Annotated in this window: 31 protein-coding genes; 22 read left to right on the top strand and 9 right to left on the bottom strand. The window is 34.5% G+C overall.

From position 1 onward, the window contains the following. A partial coding sequence (locus tag TY11_RS20955; protein WP_231495890.1) for a hypothetical protein occupies positions 1-214 on the top strand: 214 nt, incomplete at its 5' end. Positions 215-299: 85 nt separating this feature from the next. Here TY11_RS20955 and TY11_RS19690 read toward each other — a convergent pair. Genes TY11_RS19690 through TY11_RS19680 form a run of 3 tightly spaced genes read right to left on the bottom strand, consistent with a single transcriptional unit; the run spans position 300 to position 2,067 of the window. Further along, on the bottom strand, positions 300-1,004 hold the full coding sequence (locus tag TY11_RS19690) for a YfjL-like protein (RefSeq protein ID WP_042150296.1): 705 nt from the start codon (positions 1,002-1,004) through the stop codon (positions 300-302). Beyond that, entirely contained in the window at positions 1,004-1,573 is a 570-nt protein-coding gene (locus TY11_RS19685) for a zf-HC2 domain-containing protein (RefSeq protein ID WP_042150293.1), read from the bottom strand. Before TY11_RS19685 ends, TY11_RS19690 begins: the two co-directional genes overlap by 1 nt. After that, positions 1,570-2,067: an RNA polymerase sigma factor gene (locus TY11_RS19680; RefSeq protein WP_042150291.1), complete on the bottom strand. Its 498-nt coding sequence runs from the start codon at positions 2,065-2,067 to the stop codon at positions 1,570-1,572. Before TY11_RS19680 ends, TY11_RS19685 begins: the two co-directional genes overlap by 4 nt. Before the next feature lie 677 nt (positions 2,068-2,744). On the opposite strand from TY11_RS19680, the gene TY11_RS19675 reads away from it, so the two are divergent. Both TY11_RS19675 and TY11_RS19670 read left to right on the top strand, forming a co-directional pair. Then, positions 2,745-4,031, top strand: coding sequence for a Na+/H+ antiporter NhaC family protein (locus tag TY11_RS19675; RefSeq protein ID WP_042150288.1), 1,287 nt, complete (start codon positions 2,745-2,747; stop codon positions 4,029-4,031). Between the two features lie 570 nt (positions 4,032-4,601). Next, entirely contained in the window at positions 4,602-6,119 is a 1,518-nt protein-coding gene (locus TY11_RS19670) for a glycine betaine uptake BCCT transporter (protein ID WP_042150522.1), read from the top strand. 120 nt (positions 6,120-6,239) lie between these two features. On the opposite strand, the gene TY11_RS19665 is transcribed toward TY11_RS19670, so the two are convergent. Then, a complete protein-coding gene (locus TY11_RS19665) occupies positions 6,240-6,605 on the bottom strand; it encodes a VOC family protein (RefSeq protein WP_042150285.1) in 366 nt (121 codons plus the stop codon). 163 nt (positions 6,606-6,768) lie between these two features. On the opposite strand from TY11_RS19665, the gene TY11_RS19660 reads away from it, so the two are divergent. From TY11_RS19660 to TY11_RS19590, 16 genes are all read left to right on the top strand, one after another. Further along, complete coding sequence (locus TY11_RS19660; RefSeq protein WP_042150519.1) at positions 6,769-7,224, top strand: membrane lipoprotein lipid attachment site-containing protein; 456 nt, start codon at positions 6,769-6,771, stop codon at positions 7,222-7,224. 109 nt (positions 7,225-7,333) lie between these two features. Then, positions 7,334-7,759, top strand: coding sequence for an NUDIX hydrolase (locus TY11_RS19655; RefSeq protein WP_042150281.1), 426 nt, complete (start codon positions 7,334-7,336; stop codon positions 7,757-7,759). A gap of 128 nt (positions 7,760-7,887) precedes the next feature. After that, complete coding sequence (locus TY11_RS19650; protein WP_042150279.1) at positions 7,888-8,412, top strand: sigma-70 family RNA polymerase sigma factor; 525 nt, start codon at positions 7,888-7,890, stop codon at positions 8,410-8,412. Further along, a complete protein-coding gene (locus tag TY11_RS19645) occupies positions 8,405-9,820 on the top strand; it encodes a DUF4179 domain-containing protein (RefSeq protein ID WP_042150277.1) in 1,416 nt (471 codons plus the stop codon). The genes TY11_RS19650 and TY11_RS19645 overlap by 8 nt, the downstream gene beginning before the upstream one ends. Positions 9,821-10,047: 227 nt before the next feature. After that, entirely contained in the window at positions 10,048-10,278 is a 231-nt protein-coding gene (locus TY11_RS19640; RefSeq protein ID WP_042150274.1) for a DUF3953 domain-containing protein, read from the top strand. 134 nt (positions 10,279-10,412) lie between these two features. After that, positions 10,413-10,688 (top strand): membrane protein, encoded by a 276-nt coding sequence (locus tag TY11_RS19635; protein WP_042150516.1) that lies wholly within the window; start codon positions 10,413-10,415, stop codon positions 10,686-10,688. A 2-nt stretch (positions 10,689-10,690) separates the two neighbouring features. After that, positions 10,691-11,386: a DUF5694 domain-containing protein gene (locus TY11_RS19630; RefSeq protein WP_231495889.1), complete on the top strand. Its 696-nt coding sequence runs from the start codon at positions 10,691-10,693 to the stop codon at positions 11,384-11,386. 99 nt (positions 11,387-11,485) lie between these two features. After that, the gene (locus TY11_RS19625; protein ID WP_042150268.1) at positions 11,486-12,469 is read left to right on the top strand and encodes a phosphotransferase enzyme family protein; all 984 of its coding nucleotides are present in this window, start codon (positions 11,486-11,488) and stop codon (positions 12,467-12,469) included. Between the two features lie 82 nt (positions 12,470-12,551). Then, entirely contained in the window at positions 12,552-12,746 is a 195-nt protein-coding gene (locus TY11_RS19620) for a hypothetical protein (protein ID WP_042150265.1), read from the top strand. 68 nt (positions 12,747-12,814) lie between these two features. Further along, on the top strand, positions 12,815-13,033 hold the full coding sequence (locus TY11_RS19960; RefSeq protein ID WP_155982749.1) for a hypothetical protein: 219 nt from the start codon (positions 12,815-12,817) through the stop codon (positions 13,031-13,033). A gap of 39 nt (positions 13,034-13,072) precedes the next feature. Next, the gene (locus TY11_RS19955; RefSeq protein WP_052345914.1) at positions 13,073-13,483 is read left to right on the top strand and encodes a hypothetical protein; all 411 of its coding nucleotides are present in this window, start codon (positions 13,073-13,075) and stop codon (positions 13,481-13,483) included. A gap of 90 nt (positions 13,484-13,573) precedes the next feature. Next, entirely contained in the window at positions 13,574-14,260 is a 687-nt protein-coding gene (locus TY11_RS20950) for a YhfM domain-containing protein (RefSeq protein ID WP_231495888.1), read from the top strand. Positions 14,261-14,549: 289 nt separating this feature from the next. Continuing rightward, complete coding sequence (locus TY11_RS19605; RefSeq protein ID WP_042150262.1) at positions 14,550-15,095, top strand: nucleotidyltransferase domain-containing protein; 546 nt, start codon at positions 14,550-14,552, stop codon at positions 15,093-15,095. A gap of 119 nt (positions 15,096-15,214) precedes the next feature. Further along, entirely contained in the window at positions 15,215-15,700 is a 486-nt protein-coding gene (locus tag TY11_RS19600; protein ID WP_052345912.1) for an immunoglobulin-like domain-containing protein, read from the top strand. A gap of 322 nt (positions 15,701-16,022) precedes the next feature. Then, entirely contained in the window at positions 16,023-16,295 is a 273-nt protein-coding gene (locus TY11_RS19595) for a DUF2277 domain-containing protein (RefSeq protein ID WP_042150258.1), read from the top strand. A 68-nt stretch (positions 16,296-16,363) separates the two neighbouring features. Then, the gene (locus tag TY11_RS19590) at positions 16,364-16,786 is read left to right on the top strand and encodes a DUF1801 domain-containing protein (RefSeq protein ID WP_042150255.1); all 423 of its coding nucleotides are present in this window, start codon (positions 16,364-16,366) and stop codon (positions 16,784-16,786) included. Positions 16,787-16,950: 164 nt separating this feature from the next. On the opposite strand, the gene TY11_RS20575 is transcribed toward TY11_RS19590, so the two are convergent. The 3 genes from TY11_RS20575 to TY11_RS19575 all read right to left on the bottom strand — a co-directional run bounded on the left by TY11_RS20575 (position 16,951) and on the right by TY11_RS19575 (position 18,463). Continuing rightward, entirely contained in the window at positions 16,951-17,106 is a 156-nt protein-coding gene (locus TY11_RS20575; RefSeq protein ID WP_155982748.1) for a hypothetical protein, read from the bottom strand. Positions 17,107-17,477: 371 nt separating this feature from the next. Next, positions 17,478-17,879 carry a DUF5367 family protein gene (locus TY11_RS19580; RefSeq protein ID WP_042150249.1) on the bottom strand — a complete coding sequence of 134 codons (402 nt, stop codon included), beginning with the start codon at positions 17,877-17,879 and terminating at the stop codon, positions 17,478-17,480. Beyond that, positions 17,879-18,463, bottom strand: coding sequence for a TetR/AcrR family transcriptional regulator (locus TY11_RS19575; RefSeq protein ID WP_042150246.1), 585 nt, complete (start codon positions 18,461-18,463; stop codon positions 17,879-17,881). The genes TY11_RS19580 and TY11_RS19575 overlap by 1 nt, the downstream gene beginning before the upstream one ends. Positions 18,464-18,642: 179 nt before the next feature. On the opposite strand from TY11_RS19575, the gene thiD reads away from it, so the two are divergent. Next, entirely contained in the window at positions 18,643-19,476 is an 834-nt protein-coding gene (thiD, locus tag TY11_RS19570; protein WP_042150244.1) for a bifunctional hydroxymethylpyrimidine kinase/phosphomethylpyrimidine kinase, read from the top strand. A 150-nt stretch (positions 19,477-19,626) separates the two neighbouring features. Here thiD and TY11_RS19565 read toward each other — a convergent pair whose 3' ends face one another. Then, positions 19,627-19,857, bottom strand: a complete 231-nt coding sequence (locus tag TY11_RS19565; RefSeq protein ID WP_042150241.1) for a hypothetical protein — start codon at positions 19,855-19,857, stop codon at positions 19,627-19,629. Positions 19,858-20,072: 215 nt separating this feature from the next. On the opposite strand from TY11_RS19565, the gene TY11_RS20750 reads away from it, so the two are divergent. Next, the gene (locus TY11_RS20750) at positions 20,073-20,249 is read left to right on the top strand and encodes a hypothetical protein (protein WP_197025133.1); all 177 of its coding nucleotides are present in this window, start codon (positions 20,073-20,075) and stop codon (positions 20,247-20,249) included. A gap of 108 nt (positions 20,250-20,357) precedes the next feature. On the opposite strand, the gene TY11_RS20570 is transcribed toward TY11_RS20750, so the two are convergent. Next, positions 20,358-20,519, bottom strand: coding sequence for a hypothetical protein (locus tag TY11_RS20570; RefSeq protein ID WP_155982747.1), 162 nt, complete (start codon positions 20,517-20,519; stop codon positions 20,358-20,360). Between the two features lie 154 nt (positions 20,520-20,673). Between TY11_RS20570 and TY11_RS19560 the strand changes: the two genes are divergently transcribed. Further along, positions 20,674-21,309: a LysE family translocator gene (locus TY11_RS19560; RefSeq protein ID WP_042150239.1), complete on the top strand. Its 636-nt coding sequence runs from the start codon at positions 20,674-20,676 to the stop codon at positions 21,307-21,309. Positions 21,310-21,340 lie beyond the last annotated feature (31 nt).

The following is a 21,340-nucleotide window of genomic DNA, read 5'->3' as shown; positions in this document are numbered from 1 at the left end:
AGGCAAAATTAAAAGGCAAAAGTCCGGTCCACTACCGAACTTTTGCCCAACAAGCAGCTTAAAAATATATGTCCAACTTTTTGGGGTCACTTCAAGATTAAAAATTTCTGAGCGTTTTTATTATATTGTGGTGCTACTTGTTATTTGGGGTACTAAATCTATTGCGTTATTACTTTCTATCTGTAATTTTGTACTCCAAAAGCGAACCCGATAGTGTGATAAGGTTTGTGTCCTTTTGTTTGAGGTATTTGCTCATTAAATCATAAGAACCTTCCCTACGATTCTAATCAAAACATGTACTAATTATATTCCTCTACATCCTTTTCTTTGATGCTAGAATCACCTTCAAAGCCGACACCATATTTCACATAGGAGCCAAATGCTTTATCATTCAAGTTTGCATTAATGCTTACCCGGTCATACTCGTATCCATTTTCATTAAGTAACTGTTGTATAGTTTTTGCTTTTTCCACTATAGATTCCTTCGTTAATCCTTCAGCATCTATGGTTATATGGATATACATTGGCTTTTCTAGATTTAGCTCCTTATCCCATTTGGTGTCACTAGGATAGGTTTCTTTTAAGACCTCCACCATGACATCTACTTCGATAAGTTCAGGAATATCGGATTTCATGAGCATTCCCAATTCTGAATTAGCTTCTTGCTGCAGTTTTCTTATTAAGACCTGATCTAAGTTAGCATAATAAATCGAATCATAGGAAACCTTTGTACCTAAAATGCCTGTTACGGTGAAATCGTAGCTCTCTTGTGTTGTATCGCCAATTTTCTTCACTTCAAAGTTGTAACCACTATCCTTAAAATTGAAAAACGGCTTCTCTACATGGAACTTATCTTCCGGATATTCTTCCTCTAAATACTTGTTTAGCGTAATTTTCGCAATTTGTTTCGACAATGGATTTCCATTAAAAGCATTGGATATAATTAGTACAGGAAGTGTAATTACGATAATTAACAGAATGTACCACCATTTTTTCTTACGCATTACTTATCACCACTTTCTTTAAACTTGAAGAAGAGCCAGCCAACAATTGCTCCTAAGATTGCAAATAAAAAATGGATGCCTGCCATCAGAAATGAGCCATATATAGCATCAAATACCATCATGAAAAAATTATAATCCGATTCTGTATGCTGGAAGGTGCTATAAAGCATTGTTCCTAAAAACCATAAGAAGACAGGAAGGAAAGCAATCATAACCACCAATCGATACGTTCGATAAAATAAGAAGGTGACGAGTCCTAATATAAAATAAGGTAAAATAAAACCAAAGCTTTCATTTGCAATAACAGTTCGGATAGCTAGAAAAAAGGAGATTCCAACAAAAATTAATTGGTACAACGTTAATTTCGATGTTACCTTGGCCATCATTTTGTCGTGATCTACTACCGGTCTATCTGCATCATTCATTATTGGCTCACTAGAGATACTCGCTAGCGAGTTACAGGCTGAGCAATTATTTAAATGTTCTTCCACCCATTCTGTTGTTTCAGGTTTCAATAAACCTTCATGATATAACGGGAGTAAATCCTCAACGATTGGGCATTCCTTCATGCTTTTTTCGCCCCCATTTCTGTTTTGATTTTTACCTTTGCACGGTGAAAGGTTACACGCACATAGTTTTCGGTTTTTTCAACCAGTTGAGCAATTTCCTTAAAGGAAAGGTCTCCATAGATACGTAGAATGATAATTTCTTTCGGAAGGTCATCCAATACTTGGATTTGCGTCATGATTTCCCTTGCTTCTTCGCTCACGACATACAGATCTTCTAGAGTCTTTTGTTCCGTTTCTACTTCTTTCGTTAATTTTATTTCTAAATTTCTTTTATACCATTTGGATCGGTAGTACTTTTTTAATATATTTTTGGCGATTGCAAATAACCATGTTTGAATCGTGGCATAGCCTTGAAAAGAATGAATACTTTTCATAGCTTGATAGAATACTTCCTGTGTTAAGTCTTCTGCAACCACCTGATTCGCTGTTTTCATTAAAAAAAACGTTAGAATCTTTGGGTGGAGCTCCTTATAAATGTCCTCTAACTCCTGCATGTATGACCTTCCCCCCTTCCGGCATTTACTTAGTACCATGATAGTGCTTTTTGTTACAAAAGAAAATCAAGAAAAATAAATAAAAAGCACTTTAAGAATGGAGTAACAATTTGATTAGAAGTGATATTATTTGTGGACATTTGGATTGAATAATATCAATAGATGAAATACATTCTATTAACGAATTCCTAATTCAATTGGATTTCGTTAATAAAATACTCTCCTCTAATAAACTTACCATTTAGGCTGATGTTGTAGTCTACCAAAGCTAATAGAATTTAGAAATTGATTTGAAATCTCGTGTTCTAGGAGTGAATTCAAAATTAATGTTGGATAGAACTGGTGATGTTGCTATCAAGGAATGGGAAAATAAAATCCTGAACGGTGAAATGGAAGTACCACAAACTAAAGAAGAATTAGGAGATTATACTAATAAGTAAGGGCTAGACAAAATGTACGAAACATCCTTCTTTAATTATTTTATAAATTTTTATAAAAATGCAGCCGACATAACCTTTAGGATTTAGTTTGGGATTGTTTCCTTAAAGGTCAATACTATTGTATAATAATATCTTGTGAATTTTGTTCGTGAAACTTATGGACGGACCTTTGATTTCCTCATTGGGAAACAGTGGAACCGCACCAGGCTTCACCATTTTATTTTTGGAGGTGGAACAATGAAGAAAGGGAATCTATGGGCAATGACCCCATTTGCAGTTTTTCTATTTTTATTTATTGGATCAGGGGTTATTACGGGTGATTTTTATGCCTTCCCTGTCATTGTGGCCATTGTTATTTCTGGTGCTGTGGCTTTGGTGATGAATCTAAAAGAAACATTTGCTCGGAAGGTTGATATTTTTTGCCGGGGCGCAGGAAATGTAAATGTCATGTTGATGGTTGTTATTTTTCTATTGGCTGGGGCATTTTCTGAGGTAGCAAAGGGCATGGGGGCAGTAGACTCTACGGTTAACTTTGCGTTATCGGCTATTCCGCCAAACCTTCTTGTAGTAGGACTGTTCATTATTGCCTGCTTTATCTCGTTGTCTATGGGTACATCAATGGGAACGATTGTTGCACTTGCACCAATTGGGGTTGGAATCAGCGATCATACGGATCTTGCCATGGCTTTAGTAATGGCTGCAATCATTGGTGGATCCATGTTCGGTGATAATTTATCCTTTATTTCGGATACAACCATTACGGCTGTCCGTTCACAAGGTGCAGAAATGAAGGATAAATTTAAAATGAATTTTTGGATTGTTTTGCCGGCAGCTATAGTGACAGGCATTATTTTATGGGCAATTTCCATAGGAGAAACGTCACATGTGGAGCATCTAAGTTATAGTTGGATTAAAATTATTCCCTATATTTTAGTTATTATTTTTGCATTAGCGGGTATCAATGTTTTCCTTGTTCTGGCTTTAGGGATTGTTCTTGCAGGGGCTGTCGGCTTAGTGGATGGTAGTTACAGTTTAATGGGTCTTATGCAAAAGATTGGTGAAGGAATGGCAGGTATGTATGAAATTGCCTTTCTAGCAATATTAATAGCCGGAATGGTGGAGGTTATTAAATTTAACGGTGGAATTGACTTCCTGCTTCATATAGCGACACGAAGAATTAAATCGAAAAAGGGTGCTGAGTTTGGAATAGCAGGTCTTGTTGGCTTAACCGGTTTATCAACGGCCAATAATACAATCGCTATTTTAATTGCTGGTCCACTTGCGAAAAATATTGCCGGTCAGTATGGTATTGAATCGCGAAGGTCCGCCAGTCTATTAGATATTTTCTCTTGTTCGATCCAAGGCCTTCTGCCATACGGAGCTCAATTCCTGGCAGCCGCAAGCATAGCAAGTATTTCACCAGTGAGCATCTTGCAGTACTCTTATTATCCAATCTTAGTAGGAATCTGTGGAATAATAGCAATCCTGATTGGGTTCCCACAGTTTCAAAAAATGAAGAATTAAAAGTGTGCAATAATTGGTATGTCGTTCTGTTATGGAGAACAAAAACTAAAAATGTAAACTAATGGGGATACAAATCCGTAAATGAATCGGTATATCCTTTTTCTATTGGTAGCTGTTGAAAATCTTCTGTATTACTATTTATATCATTTTTAAATATTATTACGGATAACAGCTACTAATTCAGGTATTCCTTTTTAATGGAGAATTACTCTTTATATGTAATATTCTATCATTTATGTTACACTAGAATAGTTTTCATTACTATTTTTTCGACAATATTCTATAAGTATAATCTTATACCATGTACATATTGGGTCTTTATTATTATCCGTATCAGACTATTAAACTACTAATTTACCCATGGATTACCATTTGAAGGCTATTTGCTCCACTTATTTCATGTACCGTATTAGGGATTTTTGTTCCCATTTCCCCTTGATTAATTTCAAAATCAATCTTGTTTAATAAGAGAGAAGATATCTCTAATAATTGATTGTTTGTAGCGCTTCGAAATATGGAGAGTATTGTCTATTGCCTCACCATACATAGAAGGAAGGAATCGTTTTGTTTATGAGTAAAGTATCAAAAGTTTTTTGGATTTCATTAGCAATTGTTCTTGTTTTAGTCGTATTTGGTGTTATTTCGCCAAAAAATTTTGAAGTAATAACAGGTAATATAAAAGCTTTTATTACAACGTCATTTGGATGGTATTATCTTATATTAGTTACGATCATCGTCCTATTTTGTGTGTTTCTTATCTTTAGTCCTGTTGGGGCAATTAAACTTGGAAAACCTGATGATAAACCTGCATTTTCTAAAGTTTCTTGGTTTGCTATGTTGTTTAGTGCCGGTATGGGGATTGGACTTGTTTTCTGGGGTGCTGCTGAGCCGCTTTCCCACTTCATCGATCCACCACTTGCAGAAGGTGGAACAAATGCAGCAAATAAAGAAGCCATGAGGTATGTATTCTTTCACTGGGGAATTCATGCTTGGGCAATATATGCCATTGTGGCTCTAGCATTAGCCTATTTTAAATTCCGTAAAGGGGAACCAGGTCTTATTTCTGCCACATTAAAACCTGTATTAGGAAAGAGGATGATGGAGGGCCCGGTTGGAACGATTGTTGATGTACTAGCTGTACTTGCAACGATTGTTGGGGTTGCAACCACTTTAGGGTTCGGAGCAGCGCAAATTAATGGTGGGTTATCATTTTTATTAGGGATACCGAATAACTTTCTTGTACAATTAATCATTATTTTAATTGTTACCGTACTATTCCTCTTATCGGCAATGTCAGGATTAGGTAAAGGGATTAAATATTTAAGTAATACGAATATGGTTTTAGCGATTAGTTTATTTGTCTTAATGTTTTTTATCGGGCCAACCATCCTTACATTAGACATGTTTACCGACACGATTGGTGGATATATTCAAAACATCGCACAAATGAGCTTCCGCATTGCACCGCTAAATGAAGAGCATCGTGCTTGGATAAATGATTGGACAATATTTTATTGGGCATGGTGGATTGCATGGTCACCATTCGTTGGTATTTTCATTGCGCGTGTTTCCAAGGGGAGAACTGTTCGTGAATTTTTAATCGGTGTTTTATTACTTCCATCTTTAGTCAGCTTCTTATGGTTTGCGATATTTGGTACTGCCGCAATTGATGTACAGAGCGCTGGAAGTGTAGACTTAACACAATTTGCTACAGAAGAAGTATTATTTGCGACCTTTAGTGAATTTCCATGGACTATGATTCTTGCGGTTGTAGCAATAATACTTGTTTGCACCTTCTTTATTACATCGGCAGATTCAGCAACATTCGTACTAGGGATGCAAACAACCTATGGTTCGCTAACACCACCAAATTCTGTTAAATTTACCTGGGGAATTGCCCAATCTGCTGTAGCAGTCATTCTGTTATATAGTGGCGGGTTACAAGCACTCCAAAATGCATTAATTGGAGCGGCATTTCCATTTTCGATCATTATTGTCATTATGATGATGTCGCTTTATCGGGCGTTAACCAAAGAGAAAAAAGAACTTGGATTATATATAAAACCGAAGCCACAGGATAAGGGCTGACACATGGGGAAAGAGCAGCTTCATCATAAAGAAGCAGCTCCTTCCCTGTTCTTCTTTATACGGGATTGCTAATAGATTGAAGTGCTTCCTAGTTATATTTAAACAATCTGATATGATGGATTAAATCCCCTTCATCAAAAACTTATTTCCATCCTCATCACAAAAAATAGCACTCGTCCCCCAAGGTGCCTTGTTGAGTTCCTGTTCAAACTCTACTCCACTAGCTTTCATATTTTCATATGTTCCCTCGATATCCTCACATTCAAAGACAATGGAAACCTGAGGCATTTCATAACCGCCCCTCATGGATTTCGGATAGATGACTAGGCGACTCTGTGCGTTAGGTGGTGCAACCTCTAACCAGGTAGCATCTGGCCCCATCGGATGTTCCACAACAACCTCAAAACCTATCTTTTCTGTCCAAAATTGTTTCGCTTTTAGTTGATCATCTACATAGACACCAACAGTAGCAATATTTTTAATCAATCGTAACTCCTCCTTTAAATAATAGTACTGATATAGTTCTCTATTAGATTAACATTATCCTTTATAATCCGATAAGTTTTCAGAGGTGGAATGACTATAGAAGGCCAAGGTGAAACAATATGATAAGTAAAAACGTCTTACATTTTAAAGGGGAGAGTTTATGATGATGAAAAAGATATTATTTCTAACCATACTAATGGTAATTTTAGCAGGCTGTAATACATCTGGCTCTGATAACGGTGGCCAAAATGAAGATAAACCTCCACATGCATACATAGAAATAGATGGTGAAAGATATGACACCGTGCTTGGCACCTATTGCTGGAAGAATGGATGTGTGGATACGGCTGGTGCGAAGGACTTGTTAGAGGGTAAAAGTCCGATTCCGGTTGAAGCAGGGACGAAGGTGACGTTTTGGATGGATTATGAGCCAATGCCTAATGAAGTTCATCTAAATCAAACCAGTGAAACTGGAGAAGTGGAAGTATCCGTAACGGATCATACCTTTACTGTACCTGATGAAGAAGGGCTTTACTATTATGACTATGGTGTATGGTGGAGCGATGGTGATGTGTCTGATGGGGACGCATTTTATGCGTTTGCTTTGTTAGTTAAATAGTAAACTATTGACTTATAATTAAATAAAATTTATGAAAACTATGCTAAAATTGGTATATTATTGGCTAGATGTTGACCAATTAGAAAGACAGCTATAGGGGGAAAAGTTTATGGCAGTACCAAAGCATATTATTTCAGCAGCTACCATCGTATTGAATGACAAGAATGAAATTTTACTTATTAAAGGGCCACGTAGAGGATGGGAGATGCCTGGAGGTCAAGTGGAAGAGGGCGAGTCACTGAAGGATGCTGCAATTAGGGAAACCAAAGAGGAGTCGGGTATTGATATAGAAATCACCAAGTTTTGCGGTGTTTTTCAAAATGTAGAGCGGTCCATCTGTAATACATTATTTCTGGGGAAAGCAATCGGAGGAGTTCCAACGACGAGTTCGGAGAGTTTAGAAGTAGGATTTTTTCCGATTGAAGAAGCTCTAGAAATGGTTACCTTTAAAAATTTCAGGGATAGAATAGAACTTTGTTTAGATGAAGCGTCACAACCATTCCTTGTTGAATTTTATCCTACGAAAATTTCATAGAATAACCCATCTGTAACCACTAATCTTGTCTGGTGGTTACTTTTTTATGACACGATCTTAAACGTATGTATAAATTAATGGAACTTTTTCAACCCCCATAGCCGTCAAGTATAGGAAAGGAGGTCAATATGTATACAACACATGATGTGAAAAAAGCTGTTAAAGGGAATAAAAAAGCCTTGGAAAAGATAGTGCAAGGAGAGAAACATAGGCTTTATCGAATTGCTTTCTTGTACGTGAAAAATGAAAATGACGCGGTTGATATTGTTCAGGAAACTACATATAAGGCATTGATCTCAATTGGGAAGTTAAAAGATGTAAACCAAGTGTCTGGATGGTTAAAAAGAATAACCATAAATTGTGCGATTGACTTTCTAAGACGCCAAAAGAAGATTGTCCCATTTGAAAACGGATATATAGAAATAAGAGAGGATAGAAGTTTTCATTCTGAAGAGAAGCTAGACTTATATCATCTATTAGACTATTTAAATGAACGAGATAAAACCGTTATTATTCTTAAATACTATGAGGATTTGACCAATCGAGAAATTGCGGAAATATTGAACTGTCCAGAGGGCACGATTAAATCTTGTTTGCATCGTTCTCTTAAGTTATTAAAAGGAAGGATAGAGGAGGACTATATGAATGGGTAGTGAGATACGTCACTTTAAAGAGAAGGTAAATGCGATTCCAATCCCAGAACAGAAGTTGAATCATGCCATATCGAATACCATTTCTTCTTCAAAAAGAAATAGTAGAAAAACTAAAAGGGTGTCATATGTATTTGCAGCGGCTTCAACTATATTTGTACTATTATTCGGTTCTGCTTTTGTTTCTCCAGCTATGGCTAAATTTTTGATTCAAGTTCCGCTATTCGGAAGTGTACTTTCTTATTTTGATGTTGGTCTTGAGGAGGCTTCAAAAAATGGGCTGGTTACTAAAGTGGGAGCAACCTCCATAGATAAAGATATTCCTGTAACCATTACGGAGGTTTATTATGATAATTTTCGATTAGTAATAGGATACTCCGTGCCAATATCAGATCATGTGGATGATGTAGATGCGTTAGGTACCGAATTCAACATATTAATCGATGATAAAGAGGTCCTTGGTATGAGTGGACATGGTACCGTGAAAGATGATTTATTACTTGGAACGATAGAAACAACATCTAAACTACCTGAAAGTTTTACTTTAAAAGTCAACTTTAATGAGGTTTTGGATAAAAAAGGAAACTGGAACTTCGAACTGCCAGTGTCCAAGAATTCTAGCGCCTATGCCTATGATATAAATAAAATAAAAGAAACAGAACAGTATAAGTTTGAATTATTTAATATTCAATTAGCACCAAGTGGAACAAAGATTTATATGGAACTGGATACGCCTATTAATCAAGAAGTATACTATGACTTTCGCCTATATAATAGTAAAGGTGATAGTCTAGAATTCATTGATGAAGAAAAGAAAACTATTCCTCTGGTTAATTTTGATAAGGAAGTAGTGAAGACAAATGCATTATATGAGCCATTACATGATCATTTAATTACGTTAGTCCCTGTTTTTTATGAGAACGGTGATGAAATAGAAATGGAAGAACTTGCGATTGATGTTGATCTGAGTACAGTAAAGGGAAAAGAGATAAAGCATGATACGGATAGCTATGGCTTAAGAGAATACAAGGTCAATGAGGATACTTTTTATAGAGATTATATGCTTGATGAGGCTGCTGGTGCTTTAGGGATAGAACTTGGAGAGTATATGAAAGCAGACTTAATCATTTTAAGTTTTGGATTTATAGCAGATTTTCAAGAAGAATTGGAGACAACTGGCGAGAAAGTAATAGAACCTACCGCCTTAGTTAAAGAGGATCATTATTCAACTGGATTTATCATCTATAAAACAGAGGATGGAATTAATCATGTTTATACCGTTCGTAAAGAAGGCGGTACAAACGATGAACCGGATTTACAGGAAATTAAAGGGGATTGGGAGATAACAGATCACCAATCTATCCAAGGTAAGACCCTAGTAGAAATGAAGGAAATATATAATAAAAAATAAAAGGTAACAAGAAATAAACATACCAAAACGCTATTATCTATTTAGAAATAGCGTTTTTGGTGTATTAAGACGGATTGAAATAATGATATACAGATAAATAATTTAATAAATAAGAAACTTTATATTCAGTAATTTCGTATAAATGAATAGTTTCTCTGTGTTAGAATTTGTGCAAAGTATAGAAATTTAGAATGGACTGCGTGCGCTACTTAGGTGGAAAATAACTAATGAAAATTATAAAAATCATTTTAGCCATTGCGGTTATCACTTTATCTGTTTTTAGTTTAATCAATGATAGCATTAATTTAACTTCGATTTCATCATTTTTACTGGGAGTACTATTATTAACGATAGGGGCAGAAGAAATTAAGAAGGAAGATAAAACGGTTGGGTATCTATTGATTATCGTTGCTTTCTTCAATCTCTTTGTTTCGTTAAAGGCTCTATTTTTAAGCTAAAAGGAAGGATGAACTGAAAAATTACATATACAGTTTAGATTGGATTTCAATACCGGATGAAGTGCAAATGCGTGGTGTTGGGTTGATTGATTAAAGATAAAATACCTTCATGGTGGGAAAGTAGAGGTGGTCATATGAAGACGATGTTACAAGCATTTTTTGCTTCCATTTTCATTCATATCATATATATCGGCGGCATGATATTAGTCGGTTTTATTAAAACAAAAAATTACCAACCAGATATAGCAGGTGCATGGGAGAATGTAGAGATGCTTCAAAATGAAGTAGCAATTGGATATGTTTATTCTCCTATTATTTACTTGTTCTCGATTATAGGTCTAACAGTGATTTGTGGAATTATTATACTTTTATATAAGAATTTTTTTAAATTTAACAGGGGAGTTCGATAAAATTGGAGAAGGCAAAAGTACTTGTACTAGGAACTTTTCATATGTCTGGACATGAGGGCTTATATTCTGAGAAAAGACAAATTGAAATTAAGGAAATAGTATCTAAACTAGCAGATTTTAAACCGACTAAGATTGCAGTAGAAATGGTATCAGAAGATCGTGATTATTATAATGAAAAATATAAACGATACAAAAGGGATTCCTACAAGTTAGAAATGAATGAGATATTTCAAGTTGCCTTTCGTTTAGGTTTAAGGCTGGGGCATGAACAAATTTATCCAACCGATTGGATGGGTGAGTCTGGCATGAGCTATGGCGAAGTGGAAGGGTGGCTAAAGGAAAACCAACAAGAGCTTTTTAATGAGATATTCGAAGAAATTAATTTTCCCGAACTTACGGATTCCAAGAGTGTTCAAGATTATTACAAGGAGCTTAATGATCCTACTCTACTATATGAGTTGCATAAGATGTATGTAAATCTTGCACGTGTAGGAGAGTTTAATAATTATATAGGTATAGAATGGTTAAGTTGGTGGTACAAACGGAATTTAATCATGTTCTCTAATTTAGCCCGGCTCATTGACTCTGGGGAAGAACGTATTCTATTTATCGTGGGTGTTTCCCACTGCTCTATCGTTACTAAATTTCTGGAGGAAAGTGAAATTTGTGAGATTGTGGAACCTTTGAATTATCTTTGATGTCCGTTTGGAGGCAATGGAGTTCGAAGCAGTTTAAAGTGTGCGAATATGAAGGTGATCATTTATGGTTATCTTTTTATTGTAGAGAGGAGGAGAAAGTTGGATAGGGATACTTTATCTAAAGGTGCAGAAAGATTTGATGCTGATGTATCGGAATTACAATTACTTGGTGGGTTTTCCAATAATGTATTTGAGTGTAATAGAAATGATGAGAGTTTTATCTTAAAGTTTTACCCTAGTTCGTTGTATAGAAAAGACACTATTATTGCTGAATTGGATTGGATAAGATTTCTATATTCGTCAGGAGTTCACGTAACGCCACCTTTATACTCTAAAAGTGGAAATTATTTAGAGACCATTATGTCAGATGGTGAGAAAGAATGCTATATTTTAGCATTTGAAAAAGCAAAAGGTTCTTTCATTAATCTTAAGGATACAGAAACTTGGAATAAGGATTTTTATTATACTTGGGGAAAAACACTTGGCAAAATACATAGTTTATCGAAAATTTACAGCCCTCTAGATGAAACTGTAAAAAGGCAAGATTGGAATATGGGACCTTTATTTAAAGAGAATTTAAATGGAGTTAATAAAGATGTTGTGCAAAAATGGGAAGAATTTATTTCGAAACTTAGTAAACTACCAAAGGATAGAAATGGTTATGGAATGATACATAATGACCTGCATCAAGGAAACTTCTATGTACACCATCATGAAATTATTCTATTTGATTTTGGAGATTGTGAGTACAACTGGTTTATATATGATATTGCAATTGTTTTATATCATGCTGTCCAATCTATTGATGAACATGATAGTAAAGCGAGAAAAAAGTTCGCACATCTATTTATGAAGGCTTTTTTAAAAGGTTACTTAACCGAAATTAATCTCGATGCTTATTGGCTTTCTAAATTACAGTTTTTCCTGGATTACAGACGAATTTTCTCTTACATGTATTTTGCCACGTTCTTAACAAAGGAACAAGAAAACAATAGAAGTGTTATTGATAAACTCTCTGACATGAAGAAAAAAATAGAAAGTGATATCCCCTACTTAGAAATTAATTACCATGATTTATTCTAAAACATAATTTTAATCCATTATTATAGATTAGGTTAGCCTAACAAGGGAGTATAATTGCTTATGGTATAAAGGGGGGATTTCAGTGTTTACAAGTTGGTTTGAATTGATTTGGACTTTAATTGCAATACCAGTTATCTTCTATGTTTTTTATAGACTTTCGACTATTAGTAAACAGTTAGAAGTAATTTCAAAACAGCTAAACATTAAAGATGATGAATTAGAAAAAATAAGTATTGAAGAAATCGAGAGAGAATTAGATGATAAAGTAAAGAAGTAATTATTTATTATCAAGGGGTGCAATAATGAAATGTACTGAAGCTGTTATTCCACTAATGGGGCAGAATAGTGCAGCAAGTAAGGATAGAGGAAGTACAAATTATGATTAGAGTTCTGAACCAACTAAAAGAATTTGGAGTACATAGTATAATAAGTGACGAACAAATTATCTTGGAAATATTTGAAGAAAACTTAAATCAAGCAGATCAAATCGATGGTCTTATAAAAGATCTTTTAACTGAAACGGAAAACAGCAATTTTAAAAAAAGTGTTGCTAGAATGCCCTAGAATTCAATTAGAACGATTAAAATATATACGAGTTATAAAATGAAGATAAAAGGTGAAAGAGTTATATATAAGAGGTCTTTAAGAAATCCAATAAATATTGGGATTTTAGATTACGAATTATGGTCAATTACTGAGAAGAAATCAGTTTCATTTTTATCTGAAGTAATGGATAGGAATATGGATGATGCAGAGAAATTTTTAAAGAGTATGGGAGCTGAACTGCCTTCACAAGTACAGAGAATGTTCACCATCTATATAGTTAAAAATGAACCTGTTGGAGTGGTCTTTCCTCACCTTGAACCAGATAAAGATAATGAAGGGCGTATTTCGTTAGCTAAAGGATGCGTTAGTGAAATAAAAGATCATCATATTGATGGTCTTTATTTTCGAGATGAGTATTTCGAGCGTTATTATCTAACTATAAGTTACTGCAGTAACAGGGCGGGATAGTTGAACAAGATTATGTATTAGTGCATTTGAAACAAAAATAGAAGAATGTCCGTCTAATTTGTATTAACATATAAACTTAGGGGGATTAACTTGAAAAAAATCAGTTTATTTTCGGCTCTTATTTTATTGATAATAGGTTTAATAGGTTGCCAATCACAAGTTAAAGAAGTAGAAGTAGTAAAAATTTATCAAATAGGAGATCGTCCCAATACAATTGTTATAGAAGATAAAGAAACCATTGATACAGTCAAAGAAGCAGTAAATGGTGCGAATAAGGAACCGGGTATAGTAAATATGGCGGATCCTAAATATAAAATTGAAATTGGTGAGGAAAATTATTTCCTTTGGATTGATCAAAATTCAGGCACAATTATGAATACAAAAGATAGCCATACGATTTATACTTTAAGTGATAATTCAGTAGAACAAATTTACCAACTTATTTCAGAGTCTAATAAAGGGGAAACAACAACAGTAACAATAGACAGTATTGACGCTGAAGAAGTCTTAACATTGAATCCAGATGCTGACATTTTCCAGTATGATGGAGTAATTTATGAAACTAATATCGATTGGGTTGAAGAATTGTCTTTAACAAAAGACGTTCAAATAGGTGAAATAAAAACAATAAATGATAGTAATACAGATTTCAAAAATGAGATGGCAAATAAACTTCCAATTGGTGCAAAGATTTTTTCAGCAAAGGAAAGAGGAGATATTCTAATCGTTGAATTAGAAGGAGAAATCTTGAAATACCTTGCAATAGTTGAGGGGTAATCAATAACAGTCAATGATTGTGAGAAACTACCATTTAAACTAAACCAGTTAATATAAGTTCGGTCATTACTCCACTATAGGGTGCGTTAGTTTAATAAGAGATCATCAAATGTGATGGTCTCTATTTTATAAAAATATGTTTTAAATATTATGTTAATATTTGACTATAAAGATGTTGTACTAACAGGGCAGAATTCTTCAATAAACATTACAATTTTTTCTTGCTATAGTCTTGCTATAACGGTGTAAACGTTAACTAATAAACTACATAAATTATAGGAGAATTAATTTGCTAAAAACATTATCTTTTATCGCTGACAAATTAAGTGATCATAACATAACTTGGGGAGTTGGTGGTTCACTTCTACTTAGTTTTTATAAAATAATTGATAAGCCTAACGATATAGATATTTTGGTAGATGAAGCGAATGCCACCCGGTTAAATGAAATAATATCATCCATTGGGAGAACGAAAGAAGTAATACGTACTAACCCATTTCGTACAACATATTTTTCTAAATACAGTATTAATGAAATTGATATAGATATCATGGGTGGATTTGCCATACACCATAATGAAGGAGTTTATAAATTATCACTACAACAGGAATCTATCGTAGACTATGAAAAAATAAATGGATTAGATATTCCTTTATGTTCACTCGAAGATTGGTACATCTTATACTGGTTAATTCCAAACAAACAAGAAAAAGCGATTCTTATTGAAAAGTATTTAAGAACCAATGGTGTAAAATACCCAAGATTGTTAGAAGAAGCAATGAAACAATCCTTGCCACTTGAAGTAAAAAAGAGGGTAGAAAAATTATTAAGATAACGGGTTCGATACTTATATAAGAATGATGCAACCGTTATTTAACTATCAAGGTAGTTTAGTTGTAAGTAGATTTGTAAAACCTTTTAAAGATATCTTAAGTCTACTTAAGGGGTGATTACATGAAGATATTTTTGTGTTCACTATTTTTTATGGCAATAAGTCTGACACTATTGTCAGCGTGTGATTCTGGCCAAACTGCCGAAACACAAGATTGGGAACCCACGATATATGAAACTGTCAATAACTTAGATGGAGTAACCATGATTGTAAAGGGGGAAACGGTATCTTCTACTGGATTAACCGTAACGTTAGAGAATAAAACTGACAAGCGATGCGTTTATAGTGAAGATTTTTTGTTGGAAAAGAAAATAGAGGGAAAATGGTATCAAGTCCCCATCATCAAAGGAGCTTCCTATGGATTTGGTGAACCTGGCTATGAGTTAGATTCAGATTCCTCAAATGTTAGTGATTGGACAGTCGATTGGGAGTGGCTCTATGGAAGTCTGGATATTGGAGAATACCGTATAGTGAAGAGTATACTGGATGTTAGAAAACCTGGAGACTATGATAGACACCATTTGATAGCGGAGTTTACAATTGATTAGTTAAATTAATTTATATGTAACATAGACTGTGTAAGGCTTCTACTTAAGTAAAGGGTACGATAGTTTAATGAGGTAATTCAGTTGGGCTGCCTTGTCTGTTGGCTAAATTTCTCGTTTCAAATCTTTAAAACTTGTTTATTAAAATGCTTATTGTATTAACGGTTGCATTAACGTAGGAAGGTATAGACGTTTTGAAATTTGAATATTGAGCTTATGAAGAAAGGCTAGCGGAACAAGAATGTTAGCAAGTGTCCTTTAGAATAAAAATGTGAAATTAATGGATAGACTTATGGTTAAAACGATAATGAGAAGGAGTATATATATGTGCAGAAACATTAGAACATTATTTAATTTTGATCCACCAGCAACCAATGAAGAGATTTATGCTGCATCTCTGCAGTACGTTCGAAAGATAACAGGCTATAACAAACCTTCTAAGATTAACGAAGAGGCATTTAATCAAGCAATCAATGAAATAGCTAAAGTAACTAGTAATTTATTGAATTCGTTGGAGACTAGTGCGGAGCCTCGAAATCGAGAGATAGAAGCTGAGCGTGCACGTATTAGATCAGCTAAAAGATTTGGAACAGAGTAATGCTAGAATGTAATAACGATGATAATAATGTAAACCAGTGTTTACTCAGAGAATAGGAGAGCGCATAGATGCATGAACCGAAGATGAAAGAAACAGACAATAGTGTAATTGATTTTATTGAGAGCGTGGAAAATGAGAAGAAGAAGGCAGATGCCTATCAGTTATTAGAAATTTTTGAAGAGGTAACTGGTTACGACGCAAAAATGTGGGGTCCTAGTATTATAGGCTTTGGTAGCTATCACTATAAGTATGCATCAGGACGTGAAGGTGATGCGCCTTTAGTGGGTTTTTCACCAAGAAAGGCGAAAATTAGTCTTTATTTGGACTATGAGAGTGAAGAAAGGGAAAAACTGTTAGAAAGCTTTGGGAAACACACGAAGAGTAAGGCTTGTATTTATGTAAATAAATTAGCTGATATCGATACTAATGTTTTAAAAGATTTAATAAAACATACAGTAGAAAAATATCAGAAACTTTATCCGAACGAATAGTGTTATTGCCATTGTTCTAAACCCATGTCCTACTGACTTTTTGCTCTTCTTTCGCCATCTGTATCCATGTCTCGTGAAATAGTTTATTGGTGCTTTTTCACTTCAAAAGTGAAGAGTATACATAATTTAAGAATAGCCAAAGAAAAAGACAGCTAACATAATCGTTAGTTGTCTTTTGATATATATGTTAGTGCATCATATAAATATTGAAGTAAGGAGGGTTCTAAACCTACTTTAGTTGCCAGGTCTGGATTATCAGAATAAAACAGTTCTTTATTCTTTTGAAGCTCATTGTCTTTAGGTGAAATTGTTTCCATCATTCTATTCCATCTAGCAGCAATTTTAATAACCGATTCGTCTTGAGGAGGAATGGCTTTCTCCTTTTTTCTCTTAGTTCTTCTAATATTGAATTATATTCTATTTCCCCCATTCGGATCGTAGTTTCATCAATGGAATAATAATGTTCTTGCATTATATCTATTTGACTTTGACTAAAATAATTTGGTTGATTGGCTTTCATGAGTTCGAATAGTGTTGTAAGTTTCAAGCGTATTATTAATTAGCTTTTTTACCAAATATATGTTTAGGTTATTTTGTTAGTATTGAGACAACTCTCTCTCTATTTTACTAACCTGCATCATTAAATCAAGATAGGAATCATTTATTTATTCTTGAATATAAACGCAATTAGCTATCTACTGAGACCCATTTTTCGGTTAAACATTAACGGTATAAATAAATATAAAGCATATGCAAAAGACATCCATGCTGTAAAAGCAATAACCTGTGAATCATCTAAATTTGGAAACACCAAATGATGATAGGATAAAGAAAATGTGTCTAATGATAAACCAATAATAGTACCAATTACCCCGAACCTTAACGGTGCATTGTTTGTTTGATCGAATTTAAGATACACATATGTAATACCCAACAATAAAACTGATGTTACAACTAATAATAAGAAAATGCTGATAACGAACTCATTTGTTACTGGACTGAAAAGAACGTGTTCTCCAAAAAACCTGAAAAATAATGTGGCAAATAACCACACTAAAATACCCCATAATGCAGTGAATAAATAGCCTTTCATTAATCGCCCTCCTTACTTACCAACGTATTAAGTCCGTTGATTAATTGCTCGAATTCCTTGTATGTTTTTTCAACTGGAAAATCCTTTTGTAAGGATGCTTGTAATGCCATTCCGTCGACAATAGCATTTAATAAAATTGCCCACGTCTCAAGTGAAACCCCTTCTATTGGTGATTTCGCCCAGAAGTTTGATAAATTCTCTGTTAAAGCCTTATTTTCTCTCATAATAATTTCTCCAAGTTGATTTCTTATTTTCTCATTGTTAAAACTGGAAGCAACTAATGAAAGAAACAATTTATGAAAAAACGAGTCATATGAACAACGACTTTTAGCTGATGTAATAGCTTGTTCAATCACATATTCATTTCTTTGAGATATTTCTTGCCAGCTGGTTTCACAGATGTTTTGAACAATATCTAATAACAACTGTTCTTTCGTTTTAAAATGGTAATAAATTGTACCTTGTGTAACTCCTGCTGTCTCAGCCACTGCTCTTAACGTGAATTTTTCAATACCTTTATTAACCAAACACTCCTTTGCAAATTTAATTAAATCGTCCTTACTTATCACATTTGGTTTTGCCATGTTTTCATCACCTCTAAGTTATTCAACTAACTAACTATATGTTATCAACTAAACACAATAATTACAATACTTTCATTGTTAAACTTATTACTCCACCAAATATTCCAATTTATTGTTATAATGTTATTAAGCTATTAAAACAATATTTCCACTATAAATTCCGAAGGGGAAATTCGATTATGAACTATCCATCACGAGTAATGACAATTGCAGGGTCTGCATCAGGCGGAAGCGCGGGGATTCAAGCAGACTTGAAAACATTTCAAGAACTTGATGTATACGGGATGAGTGTGGTCACAGCTATTGTTGGTCGCCATCCAAAAACAGATAAAAATGTACACCCCATGACAATAGAATCGATTGAAGCCCAGTTTGATACAGCAATGAAGCAAGTCGGAGCAGATGCAATGAAAACAGGGATGCTATTCTCTACCGAGGTGATTGAAACGGTTGCCCAACTTATTGCTGATTCATCGACCCGGCAATTAGTCGTAGACCCGGTTATGGTTGGAAAGCTTGATTCCAAGCTACTAGCTGATGATGCCATCGTAGCATTAAAGGAAAAACTTATTCCGCTAGCAACAATTATTACACCAAATATTCCAGAGGCTTCCTTTTTATTAGATGATCGTTCCATTTCGAACGTGGAGGAATTAAAACAAGCAGCAATTGATTTGCATGGATTGGGGGCAAATTATGTCCTTGTTAAAGGTGGGCGCCTAACTGGTCCAGCAGTGGACGTGCTATATGATGGTAAAATATTAACAACATTTGAAGCACCAAGAATCGATACGATTAATACAAGTGGAGCAGGCTGTACCTATTCGGCCGCTATTTGTGCCTATTTAGCAAAAGGAAAACCGGTGGAAGAAGCTGTGCACCTTGCAAAAAGTTTTGTAACAACAGCAATTGAACATGGTTTTTCCTATAATGATATGGTTGGACCAACCTATCATGCGGCTGAACGGAAATTTGGAGAGACTCATTTGATTAAGGTTGGACATGTGGAATAGATATATGGATTAAAGAAACATGAGGTGAATCTGAGTAGTTCCGTTTGGGTGCACCATGATTGAAACTGTCATAAATAATGGGCATCAAATTGTAATATAATTTGATGCTCTCTTTCTGCTAGAAGGTAAATGTAGATGGGAATTCAAATATCACCTATTGTACCTATCTTTATTAGTTTCGTAAATATTTCTATACACATATTCATCATTTTTGCCCGAAAACCATCGACTAATAAAGTTAGCTAAAAACATGAATACTCCGCCTACTATAATACCCAACATAAAATGTCCTAAGAAAATTAATACAAACGATCCGATTAGTGTTGCAACCAAAATAATTAGAAAGAAAAATTCAATTCGTTTTTTGCGTTTTTTTACCACATCTATCCCTCCCCTAACTTAGTGCGAACTATCAATTTTTAAGTTATTATTTACTACGAATTATCTAAATGAAGGTTCCACGTTTTCAAATATTATCTTACATTCCTGCATGTTGACTTTAACTACTTCAAAACGGTGTATATATCACAAATAGAACCTAATATTTTGACCGCAAAAAAATTCCCGAGATAATATTTAGTAACGAGGTGAGATTCATGAAATGTGGAGCAAAAAGATACTTAGTTCTAACAGAAGATAACGGGGAACAACAAATTAAGACAGTTATCGCACGGACACCAGCAGAAGCTCGGAAAAAGTTTCGATCAACATATGGAATCAAAGCCCAAATCATATCCGTTAAAGAAGTAAAAGGATACAATCTAAAAAGTTAGGGTATTTGGTTAATGGATCTTTAGGAACCTTGAAATGAGGGGTAAAATAAAGAGAAGACAACCAATCCAATCTAGTAGTTATCTTCTCATAATCAAATGAGATAATCTCTATAAATTTTCCGTATCAATCCTAGGGAAGTTCTGTTCAATAGCTGATTCTCTTGCATTCTTACTATGCCGTTCTTCATTGGTAATTTCATCTCTTTTACTCATTTTAGTTATCCCCTTAGAAGCTTGATAACCATTCAATTCTTCATTGTCTTTACCCACTATGTAACACCTCCTCATAATAGTATGCCCAATAATGATGTTAAATTGTGAGGGACAGTCCCCCCCTGGTAAATATAAAAATAAGTGTTGTAGAGTTTGGACGTTTGTGTCAGAATTTTAAGTATTAAATAATCTACTTAAGAGGAGTACGGAAATGGAAGTGTTTTTTACCTATGTACTGGCAGGATTGGCTATTGCAATGCCTGTTGGAACTATCACAGTGGAAATGTCTAAACAAGGAATAAAAAATGGCTTTATGCATGGTTGGGCTGTGGGGTTAGGTGGCATGACGATTGATCTAGTCTTAGTTGTTGCTCTATATCTAGGGTTGGCTTCTGTACTCCAAATCCCATTTATTCAAGTGCCCATGTGGCTTATTGGTGCGGTGTTTTTACTGCTCATTGGCTATGATTCTATTAAAAATGCCGATAAAGATATTACCCTAAAGGGGGAAAAGTCTACAAAATCCATCGTCTCGTCTTACCGTAATGGCTTTTTTGTCGCTATTTCACCCGGTAATATAATATTTTGGCTAAGTGTTTTTGGAACCGTTTTGACTAATTCGTATGACACTTCTAAGCCAACCCAATTTTTTATAATTGCTGCGGGTGTATTAACAGGGATCCTGATTCATGATATTGGCTTGTTAGCACTGGTTTCATACACTAGAAAAATGATGAACCGCTCTATGATTAAGGGATTTTCAATCGCTGCGGGGATCCTATTAATTGGGTTTTCTCTGTATTTTATGTATCAATTCTACCAAGGAATTACAGAATACATTATTTAATGGGGGTAATTGCGGTGGCTAATCTATCCAA

Source organism: Paucisalibacillus algeriensis, from assembly GCF_000577245.1.
Classification (GTDB): Bacteria; Bacillota; Bacilli; order Bacillales; family Amphibacillaceae; genus Ornithinibacillus.
This window is presented reverse-complemented; position numbering and strand designations above follow the sequence as displayed.

What these genes read in the sequence shown, in the direction of transcription:
- TY11_RS19690 (WP_042150296.1), bottom strand. Translation starts at nt 1,004, where the DNA reads ATGCGTAAGAAAAAATGGTGGTACATTCTGTTAATTATCGTAATTACA.
- TY11_RS19685 (WP_042150293.1), bottom strand. Translation starts at nt 1,573, where the DNA reads ATGAAGGAATGCCCAATCGTTGAGGATTTACTCCCGTTATATCATGAA.
- TY11_RS19680 (WP_042150291.1), bottom strand. Translation starts at nt 2,067, where the DNA reads ATGCAGGAGTTAGAGGACATTTATAAGGAGCTCCACCCAAAGATTCTA.
- TY11_RS19675 (WP_042150288.1), top strand. Translation starts at nt 2,745, where the DNA reads ATGAAGAAAGGGAATCTATGGGCAATGACCCCATTTGCAGTTTTTCTA.
- TY11_RS19670 (WP_042150522.1), top strand. Translation starts at nt 4,602, where the DNA reads ATGAGTAAAGTATCAAAAGTTTTTTGGATTTCATTAGCAATTGTTCTT.
- TY11_RS19660 (WP_042150519.1), top strand. Translation starts at nt 6,769, where the DNA reads ATGATGAAAAAGATATTATTTCTAACCATACTAATGGTAATTTTAGCA.
- TY11_RS19655 (WP_042150281.1), top strand. Translation starts at nt 7,334, where the DNA reads ATGGCAGTACCAAAGCATATTATTTCAGCAGCTACCATCGTATTGAAT.
- TY11_RS19650 (WP_042150279.1), top strand. Translation starts at nt 7,888, where the DNA reads ATGTATACAACACATGATGTGAAAAAAGCTGTTAAAGGGAATAAAAAA.
- TY11_RS19645 (WP_042150277.1), top strand. Translation starts at nt 8,405, where the DNA reads ATGGGTAGTGAGATACGTCACTTTAAAGAGAAGGTAAATGCGATTCCA.
- TY11_RS19640 (WP_042150274.1), top strand. Translation starts at nt 10,048, where the DNA reads ATGAAAATTATAAAAATCATTTTAGCCATTGCGGTTATCACTTTATCT.
- TY11_RS19635 (WP_042150516.1), top strand. Translation starts at nt 10,413, where the DNA reads ATGAAGACGATGTTACAAGCATTTTTTGCTTCCATTTTCATTCATATC.
- TY11_RS19955 (WP_052345914.1), top strand. Translation starts at nt 13,073, where the DNA reads ATGAAGATAAAAGGTGAAAGAGTTATATATAAGAGGTCTTTAAGAAAT.
- TY11_RS19600 (WP_052345912.1), top strand. Translation starts at nt 15,215, where the DNA reads ATGAAGATATTTTTGTGTTCACTATTTTTTATGGCAATAAGTCTGACA.
- TY11_RS19595 (WP_042150258.1), top strand. Translation starts at nt 16,023, where the DNA reads ATGTGCAGAAACATTAGAACATTATTTAATTTTGATCCACCAGCAACC.
- TY11_RS19590 (WP_042150255.1), top strand. Translation starts at nt 16,364, where the DNA reads ATGCATGAACCGAAGATGAAAGAAACAGACAATAGTGTAATTGATTTT.
- TY11_RS20575 (WP_155982748.1), bottom strand. Translation starts at nt 17,106, where the DNA reads ATGATGGAAACAATTTCACCTAAAGACAATGAGCTTCAAAAGAATAAA.
- TY11_RS19580 (WP_042150249.1), bottom strand. Translation starts at nt 17,879, where the DNA reads ATGAAAGGCTATTTATTCACTGCATTATGGGGTATTTTAGTGTGGTTA.
- TY11_RS19575 (WP_042150246.1), bottom strand. Translation starts at nt 18,463, where the DNA reads ATGGCAAAACCAAATGTGATAAGTAAGGACGATTTAATTAAATTTGCA.
- thiD (WP_042150244.1), top strand. Translation starts at nt 18,643, where the DNA reads ATGAACTATCCATCACGAGTAATGACAATTGCAGGGTCTGCATCAGGC.
- TY11_RS20750 (WP_197025133.1), top strand. Translation starts at nt 20,073, where the DNA reads ATGAAATGTGGAGCAAAAAGATACTTAGTTCTAACAGAAGATAACGGG.
- TY11_RS19560 (WP_042150239.1), top strand. Translation starts at nt 20,674, where the DNA reads ATGGAAGTGTTTTTTACCTATGTACTGGCAGGATTGGCTATTGCAATG.